16 protein-coding genes are annotated in these 19,923 nt (G+C 75.7%); 9 read left to right on the top strand and 7 right to left on the bottom strand.

Annotated elements, in window-relative coordinates; all coding sequences use genetic code 11:
• Positions 1-12: 12 nt before the first annotated feature.
• The 4 genes from ACH4SE_RS12720 to ACH4SE_RS12705 form a co-directional block, all read right to left on the bottom strand.
• On the bottom strand, positions 13-1,560 hold the full coding sequence (locus tag ACH4SE_RS12720; protein ID WP_398543359.1) for a metallophosphoesterase family protein: 1,548 nt from the start codon (positions 1,558-1,560) through the stop codon (positions 13-15).
• 75 nt (positions 1,561-1,635) lie between these two features.
• On the bottom strand, positions 1,636-2,298 hold the full coding sequence (locus ACH4SE_RS12715; protein ID WP_398543358.1) for a nitroreductase family protein: 663 nt from the start codon (positions 2,296-2,298) through the stop codon (positions 1,636-1,638).
• Positions 2,299-2,404: 106 nt separating this feature from the next.
• A complete protein-coding gene (locus ACH4SE_RS12710; RefSeq protein ID WP_398543357.1) occupies positions 2,405-2,734 on the bottom strand; it encodes an ArsR/SmtB family transcription factor in 330 nt (109 codons plus the stop codon).
• A gap of 102 nt (positions 2,735-2,836) precedes the next feature.
• Complete coding sequence (locus tag ACH4SE_RS12705) at positions 2,837-3,592, bottom strand: LuxR C-terminal-related transcriptional regulator (RefSeq protein ID WP_398543356.1); 756 nt, start codon at positions 3,590-3,592, stop codon at positions 2,837-2,839.
• A gap of 608 nt (positions 3,593-4,200) precedes the next feature.
• Here ACH4SE_RS12705 and ACH4SE_RS12700 point away from each other — a divergent pair.
• From ACH4SE_RS12700 to ACH4SE_RS12685, 4 genes are all read left to right on the top strand, one after another.
• Positions 4,201-5,868, top strand: coding sequence for an ABC transporter substrate-binding protein (locus tag ACH4SE_RS12700; protein WP_398543355.1), 1,668 nt, complete (start codon positions 4,201-4,203; stop codon positions 5,866-5,868).
• Positions 5,865-6,845 carry an ABC transporter permease gene (locus tag ACH4SE_RS12695; RefSeq protein ID WP_398543354.1) on the top strand — a complete coding sequence of 327 codons (981 nt, stop codon included), beginning with the start codon at positions 5,865-5,867 and terminating at the stop codon, positions 6,843-6,845. Before ACH4SE_RS12700 ends, ACH4SE_RS12695 begins: the two co-directional genes overlap by 4 nt.
• The gene (locus ACH4SE_RS12690; RefSeq protein ID WP_398543353.1) at positions 6,842-7,762 is read left to right on the top strand and encodes an ABC transporter permease; all 921 of its coding nucleotides are present in this window, start codon (positions 6,842-6,844) and stop codon (positions 7,760-7,762) included. Before ACH4SE_RS12695 ends, ACH4SE_RS12690 begins: the two co-directional genes overlap by 4 nt.
• Before the next feature lie 241 nt (positions 7,763-8,003).
• On the top strand, positions 8,004-9,854 hold the full coding sequence (locus ACH4SE_RS12685; RefSeq protein ID WP_398543352.1) for a dipeptide ABC transporter ATP-binding protein: 1,851 nt from the start codon (positions 8,004-8,006) through the stop codon (positions 9,852-9,854).
• A 43-nt stretch (positions 9,855-9,897) separates the two neighbouring features.
• Here the strand turns inward: ACH4SE_RS12685 and ACH4SE_RS12680 are convergent, their stop codons facing one another.
• Positions 9,898-10,518, bottom strand: coding sequence for an L-threonylcarbamoyladenylate synthase (locus ACH4SE_RS12680; RefSeq protein ID WP_398543351.1), 621 nt, complete (start codon positions 10,516-10,518; stop codon positions 9,898-9,900).
• A 181-nt stretch (positions 10,519-10,699) separates the two neighbouring features.
• Here ACH4SE_RS12680 and ACH4SE_RS12675 point away from each other — a divergent pair, with 181 nt between their 5' ends.
• Both ACH4SE_RS12675 and ACH4SE_RS12670 read left to right on the top strand, forming a co-directional pair.
• Positions 10,700-11,662 carry a slipin family protein gene (locus ACH4SE_RS12675; protein ID WP_398543350.1) on the top strand — a complete coding sequence of 321 codons (963 nt, stop codon included), beginning with the start codon at positions 10,700-10,702 and terminating at the stop codon, positions 11,660-11,662.
• 250 nt (positions 11,663-11,912) lie between these two features.
• Positions 11,913-13,856 carry a discoidin domain-containing protein gene (locus tag ACH4SE_RS12670; RefSeq protein WP_398543349.1) on the top strand — a complete coding sequence of 648 codons (1,944 nt, stop codon included), beginning with the start codon at positions 11,913-11,915 and terminating at the stop codon, positions 13,854-13,856.
• A 37-nt stretch (positions 13,857-13,893) separates the two neighbouring features.
• On the opposite strand, the gene ACH4SE_RS12665 is transcribed toward ACH4SE_RS12670, so the two are convergent.
• On the bottom strand, positions 13,894-14,805 hold the full coding sequence (locus ACH4SE_RS12665; protein WP_398543348.1) for an EamA family transporter: 912 nt from the start codon (positions 14,803-14,805) through the stop codon (positions 13,894-13,896).
• A gap of 418 nt (positions 14,806-15,223) precedes the next feature.
• Between ACH4SE_RS12665 and ACH4SE_RS12660 the strand changes: the two genes are divergently transcribed.
• The gene (locus tag ACH4SE_RS12660; RefSeq protein ID WP_398543347.1) at positions 15,224-16,156 is read left to right on the top strand and encodes an MBL fold metallo-hydrolase; all 933 of its coding nucleotides are present in this window, start codon (positions 15,224-15,226) and stop codon (positions 16,154-16,156) included.
• A 60-nt stretch (positions 16,157-16,216) separates the two neighbouring features.
• A complete protein-coding gene (locus ACH4SE_RS12655; protein ID WP_398543346.1) occupies positions 16,217-17,146 on the top strand; it encodes a glycoside hydrolase family 5 protein in 930 nt (309 codons plus the stop codon).
• Positions 17,147-17,156: 10 nt separating this feature from the next.
• Here the strand turns inward: ACH4SE_RS12655 and ACH4SE_RS12650 are convergent, their stop codons facing one another.
• The gene (locus ACH4SE_RS12650) at positions 17,157-17,693 is read right to left on the bottom strand and encodes a hypothetical protein (protein WP_398543345.1); all 537 of its coding nucleotides are present in this window, start codon (positions 17,691-17,693) and stop codon (positions 17,157-17,159) included.
• Between the two features lie 275 nt (positions 17,694-17,968).
• On the opposite strand from ACH4SE_RS12650, the gene ACH4SE_RS12645 reads away from it, so the two are divergent.
• Positions 17,969-19,912: a hypothetical protein gene (locus ACH4SE_RS12645; RefSeq protein WP_398543344.1), complete on the top strand. Its 1,944-nt coding sequence runs from the start codon at positions 17,969-17,971 to the stop codon at positions 19,910-19,912.
• Positions 19,913-19,923 lie beyond the last annotated feature (11 nt).

Below are 19,923 nucleotides of genomic sequence, written 5' to 3'. Positions count from 1 at the left end.
CTGCCGCGGGCCTCAGGTGAGCGGGATGGTGAAGTCGTCCTCGACCGGCGGTTCCAGCTCGTGGGGGCGCAGTCCTGTCGCGGCGAAGCAGCGGACGCGGACCGCCGTGGGGGTCACGTCCAGGCGCAGGAAGCTCTTGAAGAACGGCGGGCTGAAGGTGGCCGAGCCCGGTGACAGCACGCGGGTCAGCATGCGCCGCACCGGCAGCCGCAGCCGGCGCCTGCGGCCGGGGCGGGAGGCCACGCCGAGCACCGCGGCCACGAAGCGGGTGCGCCAGGTCACCTCGGCGCCCGCCGCCGTGCGGACGGGGGTGAGGCCCAGGCGGGCGGCGATCACGGCGGCCGCCTGGTCCGGCGTCAGGTCGAACAGCTTCGGCAGCCGCAGCCGGCGGCCGTACAGGCGGCTGTAGAAGGCCAGCGAGTCCGCGCGCAGCGGGTAGCAGCGGAACCGGTCCTCCGTCACGCCGCCCACGGTGACCGGGGGGATGGTGTGGGTGGCGTGCATGAAGGCGCCGCCGCCGCCCGAGACGACGTACTCGATGCGCCGCCCGTCCACGTCGACCGGGTAGTGCTGGTAGTTGTGGATGTCGCCGCCTATCGCCGCGACGAAGCGGTTCCGCGGGTCGCGCACGATGGCGTCGACGGTGCCGCCGCCCTCGATGGGACAGGGGTGGTGCTCGCCGTCGACGTAGAGCGGGGAGCCGGTCACCAGGATCTTCGGCCGGGGCCCGCTCGCCACCCGGGCGAGCCACTCGCCCTGCTCGCGGTCGATCCGGCCGAGCAGCCCGGTGTCTATCCCGATGATCCGCAGCGGCCCGGAGTCCATGGCCCAGTACGGCCCGGGGCACCGGGCGGCCTGCGCGGGCCGGTCCCGCATCCGGCGGGCCCGCGCGAGCCGCTCCTCGTCGACCGCCGCGGGCGACCGCCACAGCAGGGACCGCCACCACGCCGCCGACCCGAACCGCGGGCGGGGCGGGGCCGGGGGCTCCGGGGCGTCGCAGAAGACCCGCATGAAGCCGGTGAGGCCGTCGTACCAGTCGTGGTTGCCGGGTATCGGGTAGATCGGCGCGTCGTAGTCGCGGTAGGGCCGGAAGAACTTCGTGCCGTACTCGTCGGCGCTGCCCACCGGGTAGAGCACGTCGCTGCACAGCACCGCGTAACGGGTGCCCGCCCCGGCCTTCAGCAGGCCGGGGACGACGGCGTACTGCGGGGCGTCGCCCTCGCCGGTGTCGCCGAGCAGGAGGAAGGAGAAGGTGTCGGGGTCGTCCCGCTCGATCAGCAGGTCCTCGCCCGCGGCGCCGCGCTCGATCTGCCCGCGCACCCACTGGCGGCGCCGGTCCCCGGTCGGGTCGCCCAGCAGCGCGGCGAGCGGGCCGTTGCGCGCCTTCCACAGCGTCGCCGGGTTCAGCCACGACAGGTTCGACACCCGCGGCGGCATCAACGCGGAGTACGTGCCCGGTTCCTGAGCCTCCCAGCCGGCGCCCGCGAGCGAGCCACGGGAGGACGGCGGCGGCGCGGAGGAGGCCCCCGGGGAGGCTCCCGACGAGGTGGAAGGCGTCATGGGGCGACTCTAACTCCCCTGCGTGGCACGGAAGACGGAGTCCCTGGAGCTGCCCGCCGGACCGCCGCGGCGGTGCTAGGACCGGCCCTGCTTCCACTGGTCCCAGTGCAGGACGTGCTCGCGCGGGATGCGCGGAGCCGGTCTGAAGTCGGTGCCGATGCTGTAGGCCAGCGGGATGAACGCGGCCAGCATGACCTCGTCGTAGGGGACACCGAGCACCCCGGCCAGCTCCCGCTCCAGCGGGGCCTGCGCGGTCGTCCAGGTCGTACCCAGGCCGCGGGCGCGCGCGGCGAGCATGAAGCTCCACACGGCGGGCAGGATCGAGCCCCAGGTCCCGGCCTGCTCGGCGACGTTCGCCCGGTCGGTGCGCCCCTCCACCGCGGGGATGACGAACACCGGCACCCGGTGGATGTTCGCGGCCAGGTGGCGCAGGCCGTCGAAGACCCGCTCGGTGGAACCGGGGTGGTAGCCCATGCGCCAGGTGTCGCGCGCGGTCAGCCGCTGCCCCTGGGCCACGGAGAGGGCCCGCAGGAAGAGGTCGGCCACGGCATGCCGCTGAACGTCCTCGGTGACGACGACGAAGTGCCAGCGCTGCCGGTTGCGGCCGGTCGGGGCCTGGACGGCGAGGTCCACGCACTCCTCGATCAGCTCGCGCGGGACGGGACGGTCGAAGTCCAGGCGCCGGCGGACCGCGCGCGTGGTCGACAGGAGTTGGTCGGGCGTCAGATCCAAGGTCACTAAATCATCTTAGGGCAGACGATCAGCACGCATACAAATCAGCTGGTGGGCGGCGCGGAACGCCCCACGGGCACAGCCGGGACCAGGCGGAGGCGAGCAGGCGGGATCAGGCGGAGGCGAGCAGGGTGAGCGGCGCGTCGGGGAGCTGGGCGAGGATCGACCCCATGAGCCCGGGGAATCGCGCGTCCAGGTCGTCGCGCCGCAGGGAGATGTAGCGGTGCGTGCCCTCGAGGCGGGTGTTGGTGACGCCGGCCTCGCGCAGGATCTTCAGATGGTGGGAGAGCGTCGACTTCGACAGCGGGATCGCCATCGCGCCGCACGACATCTCGCCGCCGGCCACCAGCCCGACTATGGCCAGCCGCACGGGGTCGCTCAGCGCGTGGAAGAGCACGGCGAGTTCGAGGTCGTCGGCCTTGGGGTGGACCGGAGTGCGCACGGACGGTACCTCCCTTCCCGTGACCGCCGGCCGTGGGCGGGGCCCCGGTTCGCGGACTGCTCGCGGCCTGTCGTTTGACGGTTCAAGGATACTCGACCCTCCTCAGGAGGCGGCTGCCGGAAGGGTGCGGAAGTAGACGACGGCCTGGGTGCGGCTGCGCACCCGGAGCTTGGTCAGCACGTTGGAGACGTGGAACTTCACCGTCTTCTCGCTCAGGTGCAGCGCGGCCGCGACCTCCGCGTTCGACATGCCGGTGGCGACCAGGTCGAGTATCTCCCGCTCACGGGGCGTGAGTTCGCGCAGCGCGCCCTCCTCGGCGGCCGGCTCCTCGCCCTCCCCCGGCGGTACGGGCAGGTGCGGGGCGGCGAGGTCCAGGGCGACGCGGGCGAGCGGCGGCGAGAAGTAGGCGTGCCCGGCGGCGACCGCGCGCACCGCGGCGAGCAGCTCGTACTCCCGGGCGTCGCGGTGCACCAGCGCGCTCGCGCCGGCCCGCAGCAGCGCGCTGACCCGCCGCTCGCTGCGGCAGGTGATCACGACCGCGCCGGCGGCGCCCGCGGTGCGGCCGACCATCGACCGCACCAGGTCGGCGGTGTCCCCGTCCAGCCCGCCGTCCTCCAGGACGACCACGGCGGGACGGGCGTCGACGGACATCCGCAGCACGTGGCGGCTCCGGCAGACCTCGGCGACCACGTCGATGCCGCCGGCCGCGAGGAAGATGGTGCGCAGCCCTGTCCGCATCACCGGACTGCCCGCGCCCAGCAGCACGCGGGTCCCGCCGGGCACCGGGAGGCCGCCGCCTGACGCCGCGGCGCCGGCCGGGCGCGCCGGTGCCTCCGCGGGCAGGTGGGACATCGCCATGGATCCTCCCCTGTGGTGTCGCCGCGGGCGGGCGGCGCCGCGCGCGGGGCCAGCGCCCCGGGCGCGCCTGGAGTTCGATTGTTCCACGTTTTCCGAATCAGTACCCCGTCCGGAACCCGTACGTGCCGGGGCGCGGCCGGGGACGGGCGACGGCCCGCACGGCAGGCGAGCCCCGGGGACATCCTCCGGTCCCGCCCGCCGCCGGCGTCACCGATCACCCGGACCCCCGACCAAAGTCCAGGCCGGTGCGCCCGGTGACGGCCTTTCGGCGGGCACGCAGTCCCGCCTTGCGGCCGAGGCAGCCCGGGCTCCGCACACCGCAGACTGTGCGGCGACCGTTCACGTAGCCGGAGTGACCATGACGACGCAGCCGCCCCGCACGGGATCCGCACCCGGCGCCCACCGGTACCCGCCGGCCGGCGCCGCACCCGTGTCGCGGCCCCGGCCCGCTCCGATCCCCGCCGCGGGGGTCTGATGCCCTGCGTGCTCGCGCCGCCGCTCGTACGGCGGCGCCACATCGACCTGCTGCGGGTCTGCACCGCGGCGTGTCCGGGCCGACCGCCCCGCCCGCCGCCTCGCACCCGACCCGCCCGGAAGAGAGATCCGTCATGCCCACCCCGCTCCGCCGCGCCGCGTCCACCGCCGGCGCCGCCCTGCTCGCGGTCGCCCTCGCGGCCACCACCGGCTGCTCCGCCGACAGCGGTTCCGGCACCGCCGCCCCGGGCGGGAAGCCCGTCAACGGCGGCAGCCTGACCTTCGCCGTCAGCTCCGAGCCGTCCTGCCTCGATCCGCACGTCTCCCCCACCGACGCCTCCGCCGTCATCCAGCGCGGCGTCTTCGACTCCCTGGTCTCGGAGGACACCACCGGCACCGTCCACCCCTGGCTGGCGAAGTCCTGGAAGATCTCCCCCGACGGGCTCACCTACGACTTCACCCTCCGCGACGACGTGCTCTTCCACGACGGCACCCGGCTGGACGCCGCCGCCGTCAAGGCCAACTTCGACCAGATCACCGCGCCGGAGACGAAGTCGGCCTACGCGGCCAGCCTGTTCGGCCCCTCCTACAAGGGGACCGCCGTCACCGGCAAGGACACCGTCCGGGTGTCCTTCAGCCGCCCGTTCTCCCCCTTCCTCCAGGCCGTCAGCACCACCTACCTGGGCATCGAGTCGCCGAAGGCGCTCAAGGCGGGGTCGAGCGCGCTGTGCGCGGGCGGCGCCCACTCCGTCGGCAGCGGGCCCTTCGTGGAGGCCTCCCGGACCGTGGGCCGGCAGATCGTCTTCCACCGCAACCCCGCCTACCGGTGGGGCCCGCAGGACGGCGGCTACAACGGTCCCGCCCACCTGGACACCTTCACCATCCGCTTCCTCACCGACGACACCACCCGGCTGGGCACCCTGACGAGCGGACAGATCGACGCGGCCGTGGTGCCGGTGATCGCGGCGACCCAGGTCCGCACCGACCCGCGCCTGCGCCTGCTGTCCCACCAGTCGCCCGGCGCGGTCTACAGCCTCCAGCTCAACACCACCCGGGCGCCGCTGTCCGACGAGCGGGTGCGCACCGCCCTGCTGCACGCGCTGGACGTCGACAGCCTTGTCACGGCCATCTACATCGGCGTCTACCAGCGCGCCTGGAGCCCGCTGAGCCCGTCCACGCCGAACGCCTACGACGCCTCGCTGAAGGACACCTGGGCGTACGACCCGAAGCAGGCCGCGGCTCTGCTGGACCAGGCGGGCTGGACCGGCCGCGACAAGCAGGGCTACCGCACCAAGGACGGCAGGCGGCTCACCCTGTCGTGGCCCGTCCTCGCCGCCAACGTCACCCGCGACCAGCGCGGCGCCCTCGCCGACGGGATGAAGTCGCAGGCCAAGGCGGTCGGCATCGAACTCAAGCAGGTGACGGTGGACTCCGGCGGCTACTTCAAGGCCGCCTACTCCGCCGGCTACGACGTCCTGGACCTCAGCTGGTCGCGCGGTGACGGCGACATCCTGCGCGGTCTGTACTTCGGCGGCGCCAACCTGGAGAAGGGCGGCCAGAACGCCTCCCGCGTCGACGACCCGCAGCTCGACTCGTGGCTGCTGGCGGCCTCCGCCACCACCGACCCGGCGCAGCGCAGGGCCGCGTACGCGAAGGTCCAGCACTGGGTGCTCGACCACGCCGTGACCATCCCGCTGTACGTCGGCACCTACCTGCTGGGCACCTCGAAGTCGGTGCAGGGCGTCACCTTCGACGTCTCCGGCTGGCCGCTGTTCGCGCGCGCCTGGACCACCGGCCGGTGAAGGGCGCAGGCGTCGCACGCTACCTCGCGGGCCGGGCCGCGGCAGCGGTGCTGGTGGTCTGGGCAGCGGCCACCGTCGCCTTCGCCGTCCTGCACCTGCTGCCCGGCGACCCGGTGCAGATCATGCTGGGCAACGGCTACGCCGCCTCGCCCGGCATGGCTGCCCGCATCCGCCACGACTACGGTTTCGACCGCCCGTTCGCCGTGCAGTACGTCCGGTTCCTCACCCGGCTGCTGCACGGCGACCTGGGCACCTCCTACCAGCAGCAGCGGCCCGTGACCGCGATCGTCGGCGAACAGCTCGGGCCCACGCTCCAGCTGGCCGGCGCGGCCACCGTGCTCATCCTGCTGGTCGCGGTGGTGCTGTCGGTGGCCACCGCGGGCACCGGCGGCGGGCGCGGTCCGCTCGCCCGGCTCGGACGGCTGGGCCGCGGCGTGCTGTCCGGCGCGGAGCTGACGGCGATCTCACTGCCGTCCTTCTGGCTCGGGATGCTGCTGCTGACGGCCTTCTCCTTCCGGCTCCGGCTGCTCCCGGCCGCGGGCGCGGGGGGGTTCGAGGCCCTGGTGCTCCCGGCGGTCACGCTGGCGCTGCCGGCCGCCGGGCTGCTCACCCAGGTGCTGCGGGACGGCATGCAGGCGGCCTGGCAGGAGCCGTACACGCTCACCGCCCGCGCCCGCGGGCTGTCGGAGTGGGCGGTGCGGGCCCGGCACACCCTGCGGCACGCGGCGCTGCCCGCGCTCAACCTCACCGGCTGGTTCGTCGGCCACCTGCTGGGCGGCGCGGTCCTGATCGAGACGGTCTTCGCCCGGCCGGGGCTGGGCAAGGTGGCACTCGACGCTGTCGGGACCCGGGACATGCCGGTGGTGCTCGGCGTGGTGATCGTCGCGGCGCTCGCGTACGCGGCCGTCAGCACCGTCGTCGACCTGCTGTGCCTGGTGGTCGATCCGCGGCTGCGGGTGAGGGGGGCGGCGGTGTGACGGACGTGGAGCAGGCCGCGGGTGCGGCCGTGGAGCGGGCCGTCGGAGCCCCGGCGGCTTCCGGCGCGCCGCGGGGCACGCGGCGGTTGCGACGGTGGCCGCGGTGGCGGCGGGTGCGGCCGGGCACGGCGCTGGCGGTCGCGGTGCTGGTGGTGATCGCCGCGGTGGCCGCCATGCCGTGGCTCTTCACCGACGGCTCGCCGCTGGCCCCGCACCTCGACAGGGTGCTGCGCCCGCCGAGCCTCGCGCACCCGTTCGGCACCGACCAGCTGGGACGCGACGTGCTGACCCGGGTGGTGTACGGGTCACGGCAGTCGCTGGCCACGGGCCTGGGCGCGACCGCGCTGGCAGCCGTCGCCGGACTGGTGATCGGGATGGTCGCGGCGCTGACCGGCCGCGCCGCGGACGCGGTCGTGATGCGGCTGGTGGACGCGCTGCTGGCGCTGCCGTCGCTGCTGGTGTCGCTGCTGGTGCTGACCCTGGCCGGGCGCGGCTCGGGCAGCGAGGCGATCGCCATCGCCGTGCCCACCGCGCTGGGGTACGCCCGGCTGGTGCGTACCCAGGCGATGTCGGTGCGCAAGTCCGGTTACGTGCGGGCGGCGGTGTGCCTGGGGCAGCGGCCGGCCGTCCTGGTGGCGCGGCACGTCCTGCCGAACACCGTCGGGCCCCTCGCGCTCGTCGCGGCGATCGGCACGGGCTCCGCCATCACCTCCGGCGCCGCCCTGAGCTATCTGGGCCTCGGCCCGGAGCCGCCCTCCCCGGAGTGGGGCGCGATGCTCTCCCAGGGCCAGCAGTACCTGCCGGTGGCCTGGTGGACGGGCGTCTTCCCGGGCCTGGCCGTCACGGTCGCGGCGGTCGCGATCAGCGTGGCGGGCCGGAGAATGCACCACAGCTTCGCGGGCCGGAGCGCCGGGTGAGCCCGCAGCGGCAGCGGCCGCACGTACGCCGCCGGGCGACGCCGGCGCCCGCCGCGCCGGGCCCGGAGCGGCGACACCCCGCGCCGCAGCCGGCGGCGGCACCGGCCGCCCCGCACGCGACCGGCCCGGCACCGGCCGTACGCGCCCGCCCGCCCGTATCCGGTCCGCGGCGGCGGTACCCGCCGGGGCGCGGCCCGGCGACGGCGGCACCCGTCCGCCCGCCCGAGAGGAGCACCCGGTCATGACCGACGCCGTCGAGGCCGTCCCCGGCACCGCCGGACCCGCCGATACGGGCCCGCACGGGCCGCTCGTGGCCGATGTCGCGTCCCTGCACGTGCGGTTCGGCACCCCGGCCGGCCCGGTGGAGGCCGTGCGCGGCGTGTCGTTCCGGCTGGCCGCCGGGCGGTCCCTGGCGCTGGTCGGGGAGTCCGGGTCGGGCAAGAGCGTGACCGCGCGCAGCCTGCTGGGGCTGGTCGGCGGCCGGTCAGAGGTGCGGGCCGAGCGCCTGGAGGTGGGCGGCGCCGACGTGCGCCGGTACGGCGAGCGCGAGTGGCGGGCGGTGCGCGGCGTGGACGTCGGGCTGGTCTCCCAGGACGCGCTCGTCTCGCTCGACCCGCTGCGGCCCGTCGGCCGGGAGATCGCCGAGTCGCTCACCGCCCACCGCCGCGCCTCCCGGGAGGAGGTGGGCGCCCGGGTCCTGGAGCTGCTCACCAGGGTCGGCGTGCCCGAGCCGGAGCAGCGGGCCCGGCAGCGCCCGTACGAGCTGTCCGGGGGGCTGCGCCAGCGGGCGCTGATCGCCTCGGCCCTGGCCGGCGGCCCCCGGCTGCTGATCGCCGACGAGCCGACCACCGCGCTGGACGCCACCGTGCAGGCCCGCGTCCTGGCGCTGCTGCGGGAGCTGCGGGACGCGGGCACGGCGGTGCTGCTGATCAGCCACGACCTGGCCGCGGTGGCGCAGGTCGCGGACGACATCGCGGTGATGCGCGAGGGCGTCGTCGTGGAGCAGGCCCCGGCCCGGCGCATCCTGACGGCACCCGAACACCCCTACACGCGGGCGCTGCTGGACGCCGTGCCCGGGCGGCGCCCGCCCCGCGCCCGGACGGCGAGGCCGGACCCCGCACCCGCCGGGGAGACCGCGGGGCCGGGGAGGGCCGGGGGGCCCGGGGCGGTGGCGGGGCCCGCGGCGGCCGCGGAGGCGGAGACGGGGCAGTCGCCGGACCCCGCCGACGCGAGGGCCGCGCAGGCCGGGAAGCAGGCCGGCCCCGGGGCCGCAAAGCCCCGGGAGCAGGCAGGCGCCGGGGAAACCGGGGACTCCGGGGGCCCGGCAGCCGGGCCCGTGCTGGAGGCGAGCGGGCTGCGGTTGCGCTACCGGCGGCCGGGGGGCGGTTGGCGCGAGGCCGTGCACGAGGTGTCCCTCGCTCTCACGCCGGGCCGCACGCTCGGCGTCGTCGGGGAGTCCGGATCGGGGAAGTCCACGCTGGCGCGGCTGGTGCTGGGACTGGAACAGCCTGACGCGGGCTCCGTACGGCTGGACGGCGCCGTCTGGAGCCCTGCCCCCGAGCGGGCCCGGCGGCAGCGGCGGCGGCTCGTCCAGCTCGTGGACCAGGACCCGCTGAGCGCGCTGGACCCGCGCTACCCGGTACGGCGGCTGCTCGGCGAAGCACTGGCCGCGGCAGGGGTCGCCCGGGCGGACCGGCCGGCCGGCTGCGCCGAGCTGCTGGCGATGGTGGGGCTGGCGCCGGAGCACCTGCGGCGCCGGCCGAGGGAGCTGTCCGGCGGCCAGCGGCAGCGGGTGGCGATCGCCCGGGCGCTGGCCACCCGCCCGCGGGTGCTGGTGTGCGACGAGCCGGTCTCCGCGCTGGACGTGTCGCTCCAGGCCCAGGTGCTCGACCTGCTGGCCTCCCTGCGGGACCGGCTGGGCCTGGCGATGCTCTTCATCTCGCACGACCTGGCGGTGATCCGGGAGATCGCCGACGAGGTGATGGTCATGCGGGACGGGCGGGTCCTGGAGAGCGGTCCCGTGGAGCGGGTCTTCGCCGATCCGGCGGACCCGTGGACGCGCGAACTGATCGCTGCGGCACCGGCGTTGTGACCCGGTGGCCGTACCGCCCGCGCCGGGCGGTACGGCCGGCCGGCTACTCGAAGCGCGCGGCGTCCCCCGCGCCGTGGCGCAGGATCTCGGCGCCGCCGCCGGAGAAGTCGACGACGGTCGTCGGCTCGGTGCCGCAGTCGCCGGAGTCGACCACCGCGTCGACCACGTGGTCGAGCCGCTCCTTGATCTCCCAGCCCTGCGTCATCGGCTCGGCCTCGTCGGGCAGCAGCAGGGTGCTGGAGACCAGCGGCGTGTCCAGCTCCGCGAGCAGCGCCTGCGTCACGACGTGGTCGGGGATACGGACGCCGACCGTCCTCTTCTTCGGGTGCTGCAGCTGCCGCGGCACCTCCTTCGTCGCGGGGAGGATGAAGGTGTAGCTGCCCGGGGTGGCCGCCTTCACCGCCCGGAAGACGTCGTTGTCGATCTGCACGAACTGGCCGAGCTGGGCGAAGTCCCGGCAGACCAGCGTGAAGTGGTGCCGCTCGTCGAGCTTGCGGATCGTGCGGATGCGGTCGACGCCCTCGCGGTTGCCCAGCCGGCAACCCAGCGCGTAGCAGGAGTCCGTGGGGTACGCGACCAGCGCACCGTCCCGGATGCTCTCGACCACGCCGCTGATGATGCGCGGCTGCGGATTCTGGGGATGTACATCGAAGTAGCGTGCCATCGGCCCAGCCTAGGGCGGTCCGCCCGGTGACGGTGGTCACCGGGCCGCCGTGGCGGGACGCGGCCGCCGGAACCGAGAGGTGCGGACCGGGCGTCAAACCCTCGCCGAGGTAAGGCGGTTGCCCCCGCGGCGCCGGGCGGCAGGCCGTACCCCTCACGCACCGGACCGGGGAGTGGGAGACATGGAGATCGTCGTTGTACTGCTGATCGTCCTGGCCGTGGTGGGCCTGATCGTGCTGCCGAGCAGCATGCGCGTCGTCAAACAGTACGAGCGCGGGGTGATCTACCGCTTCGGCCGGGTCAGCCCGCTCCCGAAGCAGCCCGGCCCGCGGCTGCTGGTGCCCTTCGTCGACAAGATGACCAAGGTCAACATGCAGGTCGTCACGATGCCGGTGCCCTCCCAGGAGGGCATCACCCGCGACAACGTGTCGGTACGGGTGGACGCCGTGCTGTACTTCCGCGTCGTCGACCCGATCCGCGCGACGGTCGACGTGCAGAACTACCAGTTCGCCATGCTGCAGGTCGCCCAGACCTCGCTGCGGTCGATCATCGGCAAGAGCGAGCTGGACGACCTGCTGTCCGGCCGCGAGCGGCTGCACGAGGGCCTGGAGCTGATGCTGGCCACCCCGGCGACCGGCTGGGGTGTGCACATCGACCGGGTGGAGATCAAGGACGTGGCGCTGCCGGAGTCGATGAAGCGGTCGATGGCCCGGCAGGCCGAGGCCGACCGCGAGCGGCGGGCCAGGATCATCACCGCGGACGGCGAGCTCCAGGCGTCGCAGAAGCTGTCGGAGGCGGCCCGCACGATGGACGCCAACCCGGCGGCGCTGCAACTGCGCATGCTGCAGACCGTCGTGGAGGTGGCGGCCGAGAAGAACTCGACGCTCGTGCTGCCCTTCCCCGTCGAGCTGCTGCGGTTCTTCGACCGCGCGGCGTCGGGCGCGTCCGGCGGCGCGGCCCCGCAGCCGGCGGCGGCGTCCGCCCCGGTGGAGCCCGCCGGGGCGGACGGGGCCGGAGAAGTCGCCGGCGGGGCGGACGGGACCGGCGAACTCGCGGCGGCCGAGGAGCGGGCGGAGCTGCCCGGGGCCGTACCGCCGCAGGCCGCGTCGCCGAAGCCCGCCGGGTCGCCCGCCGCCGAGGCGTAACCCCGCGCCGCGGCACCCGCGCGGGTCCGCCGGCCGTGGCCCGCGCGGGTTTCCGTCGCCCAATCCTGTTACATCAGTTGTTTCATCGTTGCCCCCGCGACAAGCCCTCGCGGCACACCTCTTGACACCCGAGAGGCGTGCCGTCTTTGCTGATGCCCGCGCACACTGATGTCACCGGTGTTTCATTCCGTTTCACCCGGGCCGGGTCGCGCGACCGGTGGTCGGGTCCCGTCAGCAAGGAGAACCGTCCATGAAACGCGCCTTCGGTGCCTCGGCCCTCATGGCCGCCACACTGTGCATGGCCTGCCTGCCGGCCACCGCCACCGCCGCCGCGCACCCGGCCGGCGGGCCCGCCGGCCCGCAGGCACAGGTGTGGCTCACGACCGCCGACGACTCCGCGCAGCTTCAGCGGCAGGCACCGGTCGCCTTCCACGAGGGGGGTTCGGACCTCACGACCGTCACCGTCGACCCCACGCGGCGCTTCCAGCGGATGGACGGTTTCGGCGGCGCCCTCACCGACTCCTCGGCCGCGGTGCTCGGCGCGCTCCCCCGGCAGGCGCGGGACGACGCGATGCGGCGGCTGTTCGACCCGGTGTCCGGGATCGGCGTGAGCTTCCTGCGCCAGCCGGTCGGATCCTCCGACTTCACCGCCGAGGCCGAGCACTACACGTACGACGACATGCCCGCCGGGCAGACGGACTTCGCGCTGCGCCACTTCAGCATCGCGCACGACCGGAAGCTCGTCCTGCCCCTGCTGCGGCAGGCCGGGAAGCTGAACCCGCAGCTCACCGTGCTGGCCACCCCGTGGAGCCCGCCCGCCTGGATGAAGGACTCGGACTCCCTGGTCGGCGGCCACCTCAAGGACGACCCCGCGGTCTACCGGGCGTACGCCCGCTACCTGGTGAAATTCGTGCAGGCCTACGCCGCCGCCGGCGTCCGCGTCGACTACCTGACCGTGCAGAACGAGCCGCAGAACCGCACGCCCAGCGCGTATCCCGGTACCGACCTGCCGGTCGAGCAGGAGGCGAAGGTCATCGAGGCGCTCGGCCCGATGCTGCGGGCCGCCGGGCTGCGCACGAAGATCCTTGCCTACGACCACAACTGGACGACGCACCCCGGTGACGTCGCCACCGCCGAGAAGCTCGGCGAGGACCCGCAGACGGACTACCCGTACGAGATCCTCGACGGTCCGGCCGCCCGGTGGGTCGCGGGCACCGCCTACCACTGCTACTCGGGCGACCCGAGCGCCCAGAGCGCGCTGCACGACGCCCATCCCGGCAAGGGCATCTGGTTCACCGAGTGCTCCGGCTCGCACGGCGCCACCGACACCCCCGCGGAGATCTTCCGCGGCACCCTGACCTGGCACGCCCGTACCGTCACCGTGGGCACCACCCGCAACTGGGCGAAGTCCGTGGCCGACTGGAACCTCGCCCTGGACGCCGACGGCGGCCCGCACAACGGCGGCTGCGACACCTGCACCGCGCTGCTCACCGTCCGGCCGGACGGCACGGTGGCCGCCAACGCCGAGTACAGCACCATCGGGCACCTGTCGAAGTTCGTGAAACCGGGCGCCGTCCGCATCGCCAGCACCAGCTACGGCACCACCGGCTGGAACGGCAGGCTCACCGACGTGGCCTTCACCAACCCGGACGGCTCCACGGCCCTCGTCGTCCACAACGAGAACGACGCGCCGCGCTCCTTCAGCGTCGCGGTCGGCGACCGCTCCTTCGACTACACCCTGCCCGGCGGGGCGCTCGCCACCTTCACGTGGCCCGCCTCCGGCGCGCTGCACACCGCACTGCACCAGCTGGACCTTTCCGGAGCCACCGCCACCGCCTCACCCGGGGGCCAGGGCCCGGCCGCGGCCGTGCTGGACGACGACGGCAGCACCCGCTGGACGAGCGGCACCGCGCAGGCGCCCGGGCAGTACGTGCAGCTCGACCTCGGGCGCCGCACCGCCTTCGGCACGGTGGCGGTCGACACCGGCGACAACCCCGGTGACCACGCCCGCGGCTGGCAGCTGTCCGTGAGCGACGACGGCACGCACTGGCGGACCGCCGCGCAGGGGACGGGTACGGGGCAGCTCACCACCGTCCGCCTGCCCCGCACCGCCGAGAGCCGGTACCTGCGCATCACCCAGACCGGTACGGCCGCCAACTGGTGGAGCCTCGCGGACGTCCGCCTCTACCGCTGACCGCCCGCCGCCCCGCGCCGCGCGCGCGGGGCGGCGGTCACGCGTCCGGGCGGGCGCCGCGCGTCGCGCCCGCGGAGGCGGCCATCACGCACAGCACCGCCAGCCACTGCGACCAGTGCAGGGACTCGCCCAGCACGACGAAGCCGATGACCGCCGCCGTCGCCGGTTCGAGGCTCATCAGGATGCCGAAGACGTGCGGCGGGATCCGGCGCAGCGCCTCCAGCTCCAGCGAGTACGGCACCACCGACGACAGCAGCGCCACCCCGAGCCCGGCGATCAGCACCCACGGCCGGGCCAGGGCCGTACCGCTGTCCGCCACACCGAACGGCACGGCCAGCAGCGCGGCCACGGCCATTCCCAGCGCCAGCCCGTTGCCCTCCGTGGTGTGCCGTCCGAGCGCCGCGCCCAGCAGGATGTAGAGGCCCCAGCAGGCTCCGGCGGCCAGGGCGAGCAGCAGGCCCACGAGGTCGAGATCGCCACGCCCCTCCGCCAGCAGCGCCACACCGGCGCCGGCGAGCAGCGCCCAGAAGGCGTCCAGCCGCCGCCGCGAGCCGCCGAGGGCCACGGCGAGCGGCCCGAGGAATTCGGTCGTCACCGCGATGCCCAGCGGGAGCCGGGCGAGCGCCAGGTAGAAGCAGAGGTTCATCGTCCCCAGGACGGCTCCGTAACCGAGCACCACCGTCCACGCGCGGCGCCCCATCCGCAGCGGCGGCCGCCAGGCCGCCATCAGCACCGCGGCGGCGAAGAAGAGCCGCAGCGCGACGGTTCCGGAGCTGCCGACCGCGCCGAAGAGGTGCTTGGCCAGCGCCGCGCCCACCTGGACGCTCACGATGCCGAGCAGCACCAGGGCGGGCGGCGGGACGGCGCCGAAGGCACGCCCGGCGAGCGCGCGCGGCGAGGGGTGCGGGAGCGGGGCGGCGCCGGTCCCGTCCGCGTTCATGACGGCCATCCGGGGATTCTCCGCGATCGGCCGCCCGGCGGCACCCCCTTTCCTGCCGCCGGACGGGCGCCCGTCCGGCTCAGTGCGTCCGCAGCAGGTACGGGCCGCTCGCCCCGTACGCGCAGACGCAGACGCAGAGGCGGGTGCAGACCGGCCCGTGCACGGGCGCGTACGCCTGCGCCGGGGGGCACCGCTCTCGTTCGCGCGCGGTACCCACGGAACGCGAATCCGCTGCCGAGCGGCGGCGAAAGGCCTGCGCCGTCGTGGCGAGGCGAGGGGCGCACGCCGCTCACGGCTCCTTCCGGGCAGGCGGAGGTGGTGCGCTGCCCGTCCGGCGGCGGACGCGGGGCCGGTGCGCGCGCTGCAACGGAGCCCGGCCGGTGCGGAGGCGGCGTTGCGTGCGCGGGCGGCAGGCTAGGCTCCGCGCATGGTCTGGCCGTTCAGCCGCCCGGGGCTCGCCCCCTACCGCGGCATCCTCGAGGCCGCCGCACCGGCGGAGGGCGGCAGCGGGGTGCGGGCGACATGGCTCGGGGTCTCCACGCTGCTGTTCGACGACGGGGAGACGGCCCTGATGACCGACGGCTTCCTCTCCCGTCCCGGGCCGCTGCGCTGCCTCGGCCGGATCGCCCCGGACGAGCGCGTGGTGCGCCGCTGCCTGGCGCGGCTGGGCGTCAGGCGCCTGGCGGCCGTGGTCTGCGCCCACTCGCACTACGACCACGCCCTCGACGCCCCGCTGGTGTGCCGCCTCACCGGCGCCCGCCTGGTGGGCTCGGCGTCGACCGCCCACATCGGCCGCGGCGGCGGCCTCCCCGAGGACCGGCTGGCCGTGCCGGCCGAGGGCGAGCCGCTGGAGTTCGGCGCGTTCACGGTGACGCTCCTCGCCTCCCCGCACAGTCCCGGCGACCGCTTCCCGGGCACCGTCGACCGCCCCCTCGTGCCCCCGGCCCGGCTGCGTGCCTGGGCGACCGGCACCTCGTACACCGTCCACGTGCGTCACCGCCGCAGGGCCCTGCTCGTCCACGCCAGCGCCAACTACCGCCCCGGCGCGCTGGCCGGGGTGCGGGCCGAGACCGTCTACCTGGGGGTCGGGGCGCTCGGCCGGCAGAGCGCGGCGTTCCGGACGGCCTACTGGGACGAGGTCGTGGCCGCCACCGGCGCCCGCCGCGTCGTGCCCGTGCACTGGGACGACTTCACCCGGCCGCTCGAGCGCCCCCTCGTCCCGCTGCCGCGGATCGCCGACGACCTCGCCACCAGCATGGACTTCCTCCTCCACCGAGCGGCCGCCGAACGGGTGGAGGTCGCCCTGCCGGTGGCATGGCAGCCCGCGGACCCCTTCGCCCCGGGCCGCGCCCCGGCGTAGCCGCGCACTGCCGCGCGCCCCGGCCGCTGCCGCCGGTAGATTGCCCCCGGGGAGGCGTCGATGCAGCCAGGACTCGGGCGCGGGATCAATTTCGGCAACGCGCTGGACGCGCTGCCCGGCGGACCCCGGCTGCCGCTGGACGAGCGGTACTTCGACGAGGTGGCTTCGGCCGGCTTCGACACCGTCCGGCTGCCGGTCCGGTGGTCCGCGCACGCCGGGACCACCGCTCCGTACACGATCGACCCGGCGTTCCTCGCACGGGTGGACGCCGGGGTGCGCGCCGCCCTCGACCGCGGACTGAACGCCGTGGTGAACGTCCACCACTACCAGGAGATGAGCACCGCCCCCGACGCGCACCTGCCGCGTTTCCTCGCCCTCTGGCGGCAGATCGCGGCCCATTACGCCGGCCGCTTCGGACAGCTCTCCTTCGAACTGCTCAACGAACCGGGCGGCCGGCTCACCGCGAGCCGCTGGAACACCGTGCTGGCGCAGGCGCTCGCGGCCGTCCGCGCGTCGGATCCCGAGCGCACCGTGGTCATCGGCCCCGCCGAGCATAACGACCCGCGCGCCCTGCCCGCCCTCGCCGTCCCGGACGACGCCCACCTGGTGGCGTCCTTCCACTACTACGCGCCCTTCGGCTTCACCCACCAGGGCGCGGGCTGGGTCCCGGGCGCCGAAGGGTGGCTCGGCCGGTCCTGGGGCGGCGCGGCGGACGAGGACGCCGTGCGAGCCGATCTCGCCCGGGCCGCGGCGTGGGGGCGCGAGCACGGACTCCCCCTTTTCGTCGGCGAGTTCGGCGCCTTCCAGGCCGCGGCGACGGACTCCCGCGAGCGGTGGACGGCCTTCGTGCGCGCCGAGGCCGAGGCCCTCGGCATGAGCTGGGCCTACTGGGAGTTCGGCACGGACTTCGGCGCCTTCGACCCCGCCCGCGGCGTCTGGCGCGAGCCCCTCCGGCGGGCCCTGCTCGGCGGGGCGCCGCCCGCGCCCTGACGCGCCGGCCTCAGCCGCCGGGGGCCGGGGCGGGCGGGGCGGCGGGGCGCCCGAGCGTGAAGACGAGGCTCACCGGGTCGACACGGGCGGGCAGGACGGTGCCCTGCGCGGCGGCGCCGAACCGGTAGCTGTGGACCTCCACCTCGACCTCGAACGGCTCGACGCCCGCGCCGCCGATCCGCAGCCGGAGCCGTACCTGCGGGTGGTCGTCGTGCGTGGGAGGGGCCGAGGCGACGGCGAGCACCAGCGCCGTCGCCTCCAGGCCGCCGGCGGCGAGCCGCAGCGTCAATTCCCGCTCCTGCCGGGCGTTCACGGCGGTGGAGTAGCCGACGAGGCAGACGAACACCCCGAACACCGCCAGCACCCCGGCGACCGGCACCAGGCCGCCGTGCGTCCCGCCCGCCCCCGTCACAGCGAGGACGGCGCACACCACGGCGCCGCCGCACCCGGCCACCGCCAGGAGCACGCCGACGACGCAGGCGACGGCGGTGATCACCGGTCCCTTGGGATCCAGCAGCGCGGGCTCGGGTTCGGCGGTTGCGGCCACGGCGGCAGCGTAACCGCCCGGGCACCGTCAGGTCCCGGGCTTCGCCGACCGCCCCGGCCCGCTGCCGCGGCCGGACCCGCGAACCGCTCGGACGCGGCGCCTCCCGGGTCCCTCCGGCCCCGCGAGGCATCTCGCCTCCCAGCGCCGTCTTCATTACCGTGGCCGTACGTGCACTTTCCTGATCGGCGTCCGCCGGTTCCGGCCCGCGCGGTGACGGCCGCGGCGGCGGGAAGGCCGGCGAACGCCCCTTCGACGACGCCGAGGAGATGGTCTCCGTGCCGGGGACGACGCACAGGCGACGACGGACCGCGGCCGCCGTGAGCGCGCTCGCGCTGTTCCTCGCGGTGGGCCCCGCCGCGGGCCCGGCGCACGCGGCGGCGGTCTACGACCGCCGGCCCGCGGCGACGGCCGGGCTGTTCGCGGTCAACGGCCCGGACCACGCCGCGGCGCAGCAGTTCAGCACGGCCGGGCGCCACGTCCGCAGCGTCAGCGCCTTCCTGGTGAGCGCCTCACCGGCCGGGACGCTGGACGCGCAGATCCGCACCGACGTCGCCGACCCGGCCACCGCGGTCGCGGAGGGCCGGGTCGAGCTCGCGGACCTCGGCGGCGCCGGGGAGGGGTGGGTCGACTTCCCCGTCGACGCCGAACTGGCGGCCGGGCAGGACTACTACCTCGTCGTGCAGGCGAGCGGCACCTCCGGCAGCGTGGTGTGGAACGGCGTCAGGTCCGCCGTCCCCGGCGCGCTGCCGTCGTGGAACTACGACGTCGCCTACTGGGGCGGCTGGCACGCGTACGACTCCGGCACCCTGGCCACCACCCACGCCGCCTTCGGGATCGGCCTGACCGGCGCGGACGCCTGCGGCGCGTCCCACACCTGCTACCGGCCGGTCCCGGCCGGGGATCTCGCCGCCACCACCGCCGGGCTGCTCGGCAACGGCACGACCACGGTGGCGCTCTCCCCCCTCGATGCCCACGGCGCCTCCTACGTGCCGGACAGCAACGTCCTGCGGCTGCCGGACGGCGACTGGCGCTACCTGCCGGACGGTGCCGCGCAGCCCGTGACCGTACCGGCCGGCGACCCCGGTGCCGCGGCGCAGATCGCCGCCTCCCGGGCCTGGCTCGCCGCGGGCACCGTGCCCGGCCGCACCCCCGCCGAGAGGGACGCCGCCGCGCGGGCCCTGCTGACGCTCCGTCTCCTCACGCAGCCGAACGGGGCGGTCGCGGCGGCCTGGTACGGCGCGTGGAAGTACTCCTGGCCGCGCGACGCCGGTTTCACCGCCGCCGCCTTCGCCGCCACCGGCCACACCGACGAGGCCTACCGGATACTGGCCTACAACGCGCGGACCCAGCGCGCCGACGGCACCTGGGACGCGCGCACGCGGCTCGACGGCTCCGGCCCCCCGGACAGCCGGCACTGGCAGCTGGACGCCAACGGCTGGGTGCCGTGGGCGGTCTGGGAGTGGTACGAGGCCGCGCCCGGGGCGCACCGCGAGCGGGAGCTGCGCGCGCTCTACCCGATGCTGGAGAAGTCCGAGGACCACGTGGCCGGTTCGCTGGATGCCGGCGGGCTGCCGCCCGCGTCACCGGACTACTGGGAGATCGCCACCGCCGCACCGAACATCGGCACCGCCGCACCGCTGCTGTCGGGGCTGCGGGCCGCGGCCGACCTCGCGCGCGTCACCGGCCACCCCGCCGACGCGCACGCCTGGACGGACGCCGCGGGCCGGCTATCCGCCGGGATCGCGCGGGACTTCGCGCCGGGCGGCTACCCGCGCACCGCCGACGGCCTGCACGGCCGGGACGCCGCGGTGACGTTCATGGCGCCGCCCTTCGGCCCCGCTCCGGACGGGCTGGCCGGCGCGGTCGACGCCACCTACCGGGCCCTGCTGCGCCCCGGCGGCGGTGTCGTGCCGGGCGACGACCCCGGCCACCCCTGGGCCGACGCCTGGGGCCCCGAGACCGCCTTCTTCGCCCTGGCGTGGTCCGGCACGGGCCGTCCCGGCGCGGCGGGCCAGGTCGTGGACTGGCTGCTGGGCCACCGCAACATGCTCGGCGAGCTGCCCGAGCAGGTCGACCCCGCGGGCAACCCGGCGTCCGTCGTCCCCCTCGCCTGGACCGGCGCCGTCACGCTGCTCGCCCTCACCCAGCTCGACGGGCACCGGCTGCCCGTCCCGCCGGTCCGCTGCGCGCCCGCCGGCCACGGGCGGTACGGCGGCTGACGCGCCGTCTT

The sequence above is a fragment of the Streptomyces sp. NPDC020983 genome, from assembly GCF_044333485.1.
Classification (GTDB): Bacteria; Actinomycetota; Actinomycetes; order Streptomycetales; family Streptomycetaceae; genus Actinacidiphila.
The sequence above is the reverse complement of the archived record's forward strand: the minus strand, read 5'-3'. Positions and strand labels throughout refer to the sequence as shown.

Excerpts from the sequence above, each read along its gene's own strand:
- ACH4SE_RS12720 (WP_398543359.1), bottom strand. The coding sequence starts at position 1,560 with ATGACGCCTTCCACCTCGTCGGGAGCCTCCCCGGGGGCCTCCTCCGCG.
- ACH4SE_RS12705 (WP_398543356.1), bottom strand. The coding sequence starts at position 3,592 with ATGGCGATGTCCCACCTGCCCGCGGAGGCACCGGCGCGCCCGGCCGGC.
- ACH4SE_RS12700 (WP_398543355.1), top strand. The coding sequence starts at position 4,201 with ATGCCCACCCCGCTCCGCCGCGCCGCGTCCACCGCCGGCGCCGCCCTG.
- ACH4SE_RS12685 (WP_398543352.1), top strand. The coding sequence starts at position 8,004 with ATGACCGACGCCGTCGAGGCCGTCCCCGGCACCGCCGGACCCGCCGAT.
- ACH4SE_RS12680 (WP_398543351.1), bottom strand. The coding sequence starts at position 10,518 with ATGGCACGCTACTTCGATGTACATCCCCAGAATCCGCAGCCGCGCATC.
- ACH4SE_RS12675 (WP_398543350.1), top strand. The coding sequence starts at position 10,700 with ATGGAGATCGTCGTTGTACTGCTGATCGTCCTGGCCGTGGTGGGCCTG.
- ACH4SE_RS12670 (WP_398543349.1), top strand. The coding sequence starts at position 11,913 with ATGAAACGCGCCTTCGGTGCCTCGGCCCTCATGGCCGCCACACTGTGC.
- ACH4SE_RS12665 (WP_398543348.1), bottom strand. The coding sequence starts at position 14,805 with ATGGCCGTCATGAACGCGGACGGGACCGGCGCCGCCCCGCTCCCGCAC.
- ACH4SE_RS12660 (WP_398543347.1), top strand. The coding sequence starts at position 15,224 with ATGGTCTGGCCGTTCAGCCGCCCGGGGCTCGCCCCCTACCGCGGCATC.
- ACH4SE_RS12655 (WP_398543346.1), top strand. The coding sequence starts at position 16,217 with ATGCAGCCAGGACTCGGGCGCGGGATCAATTTCGGCAACGCGCTGGAC.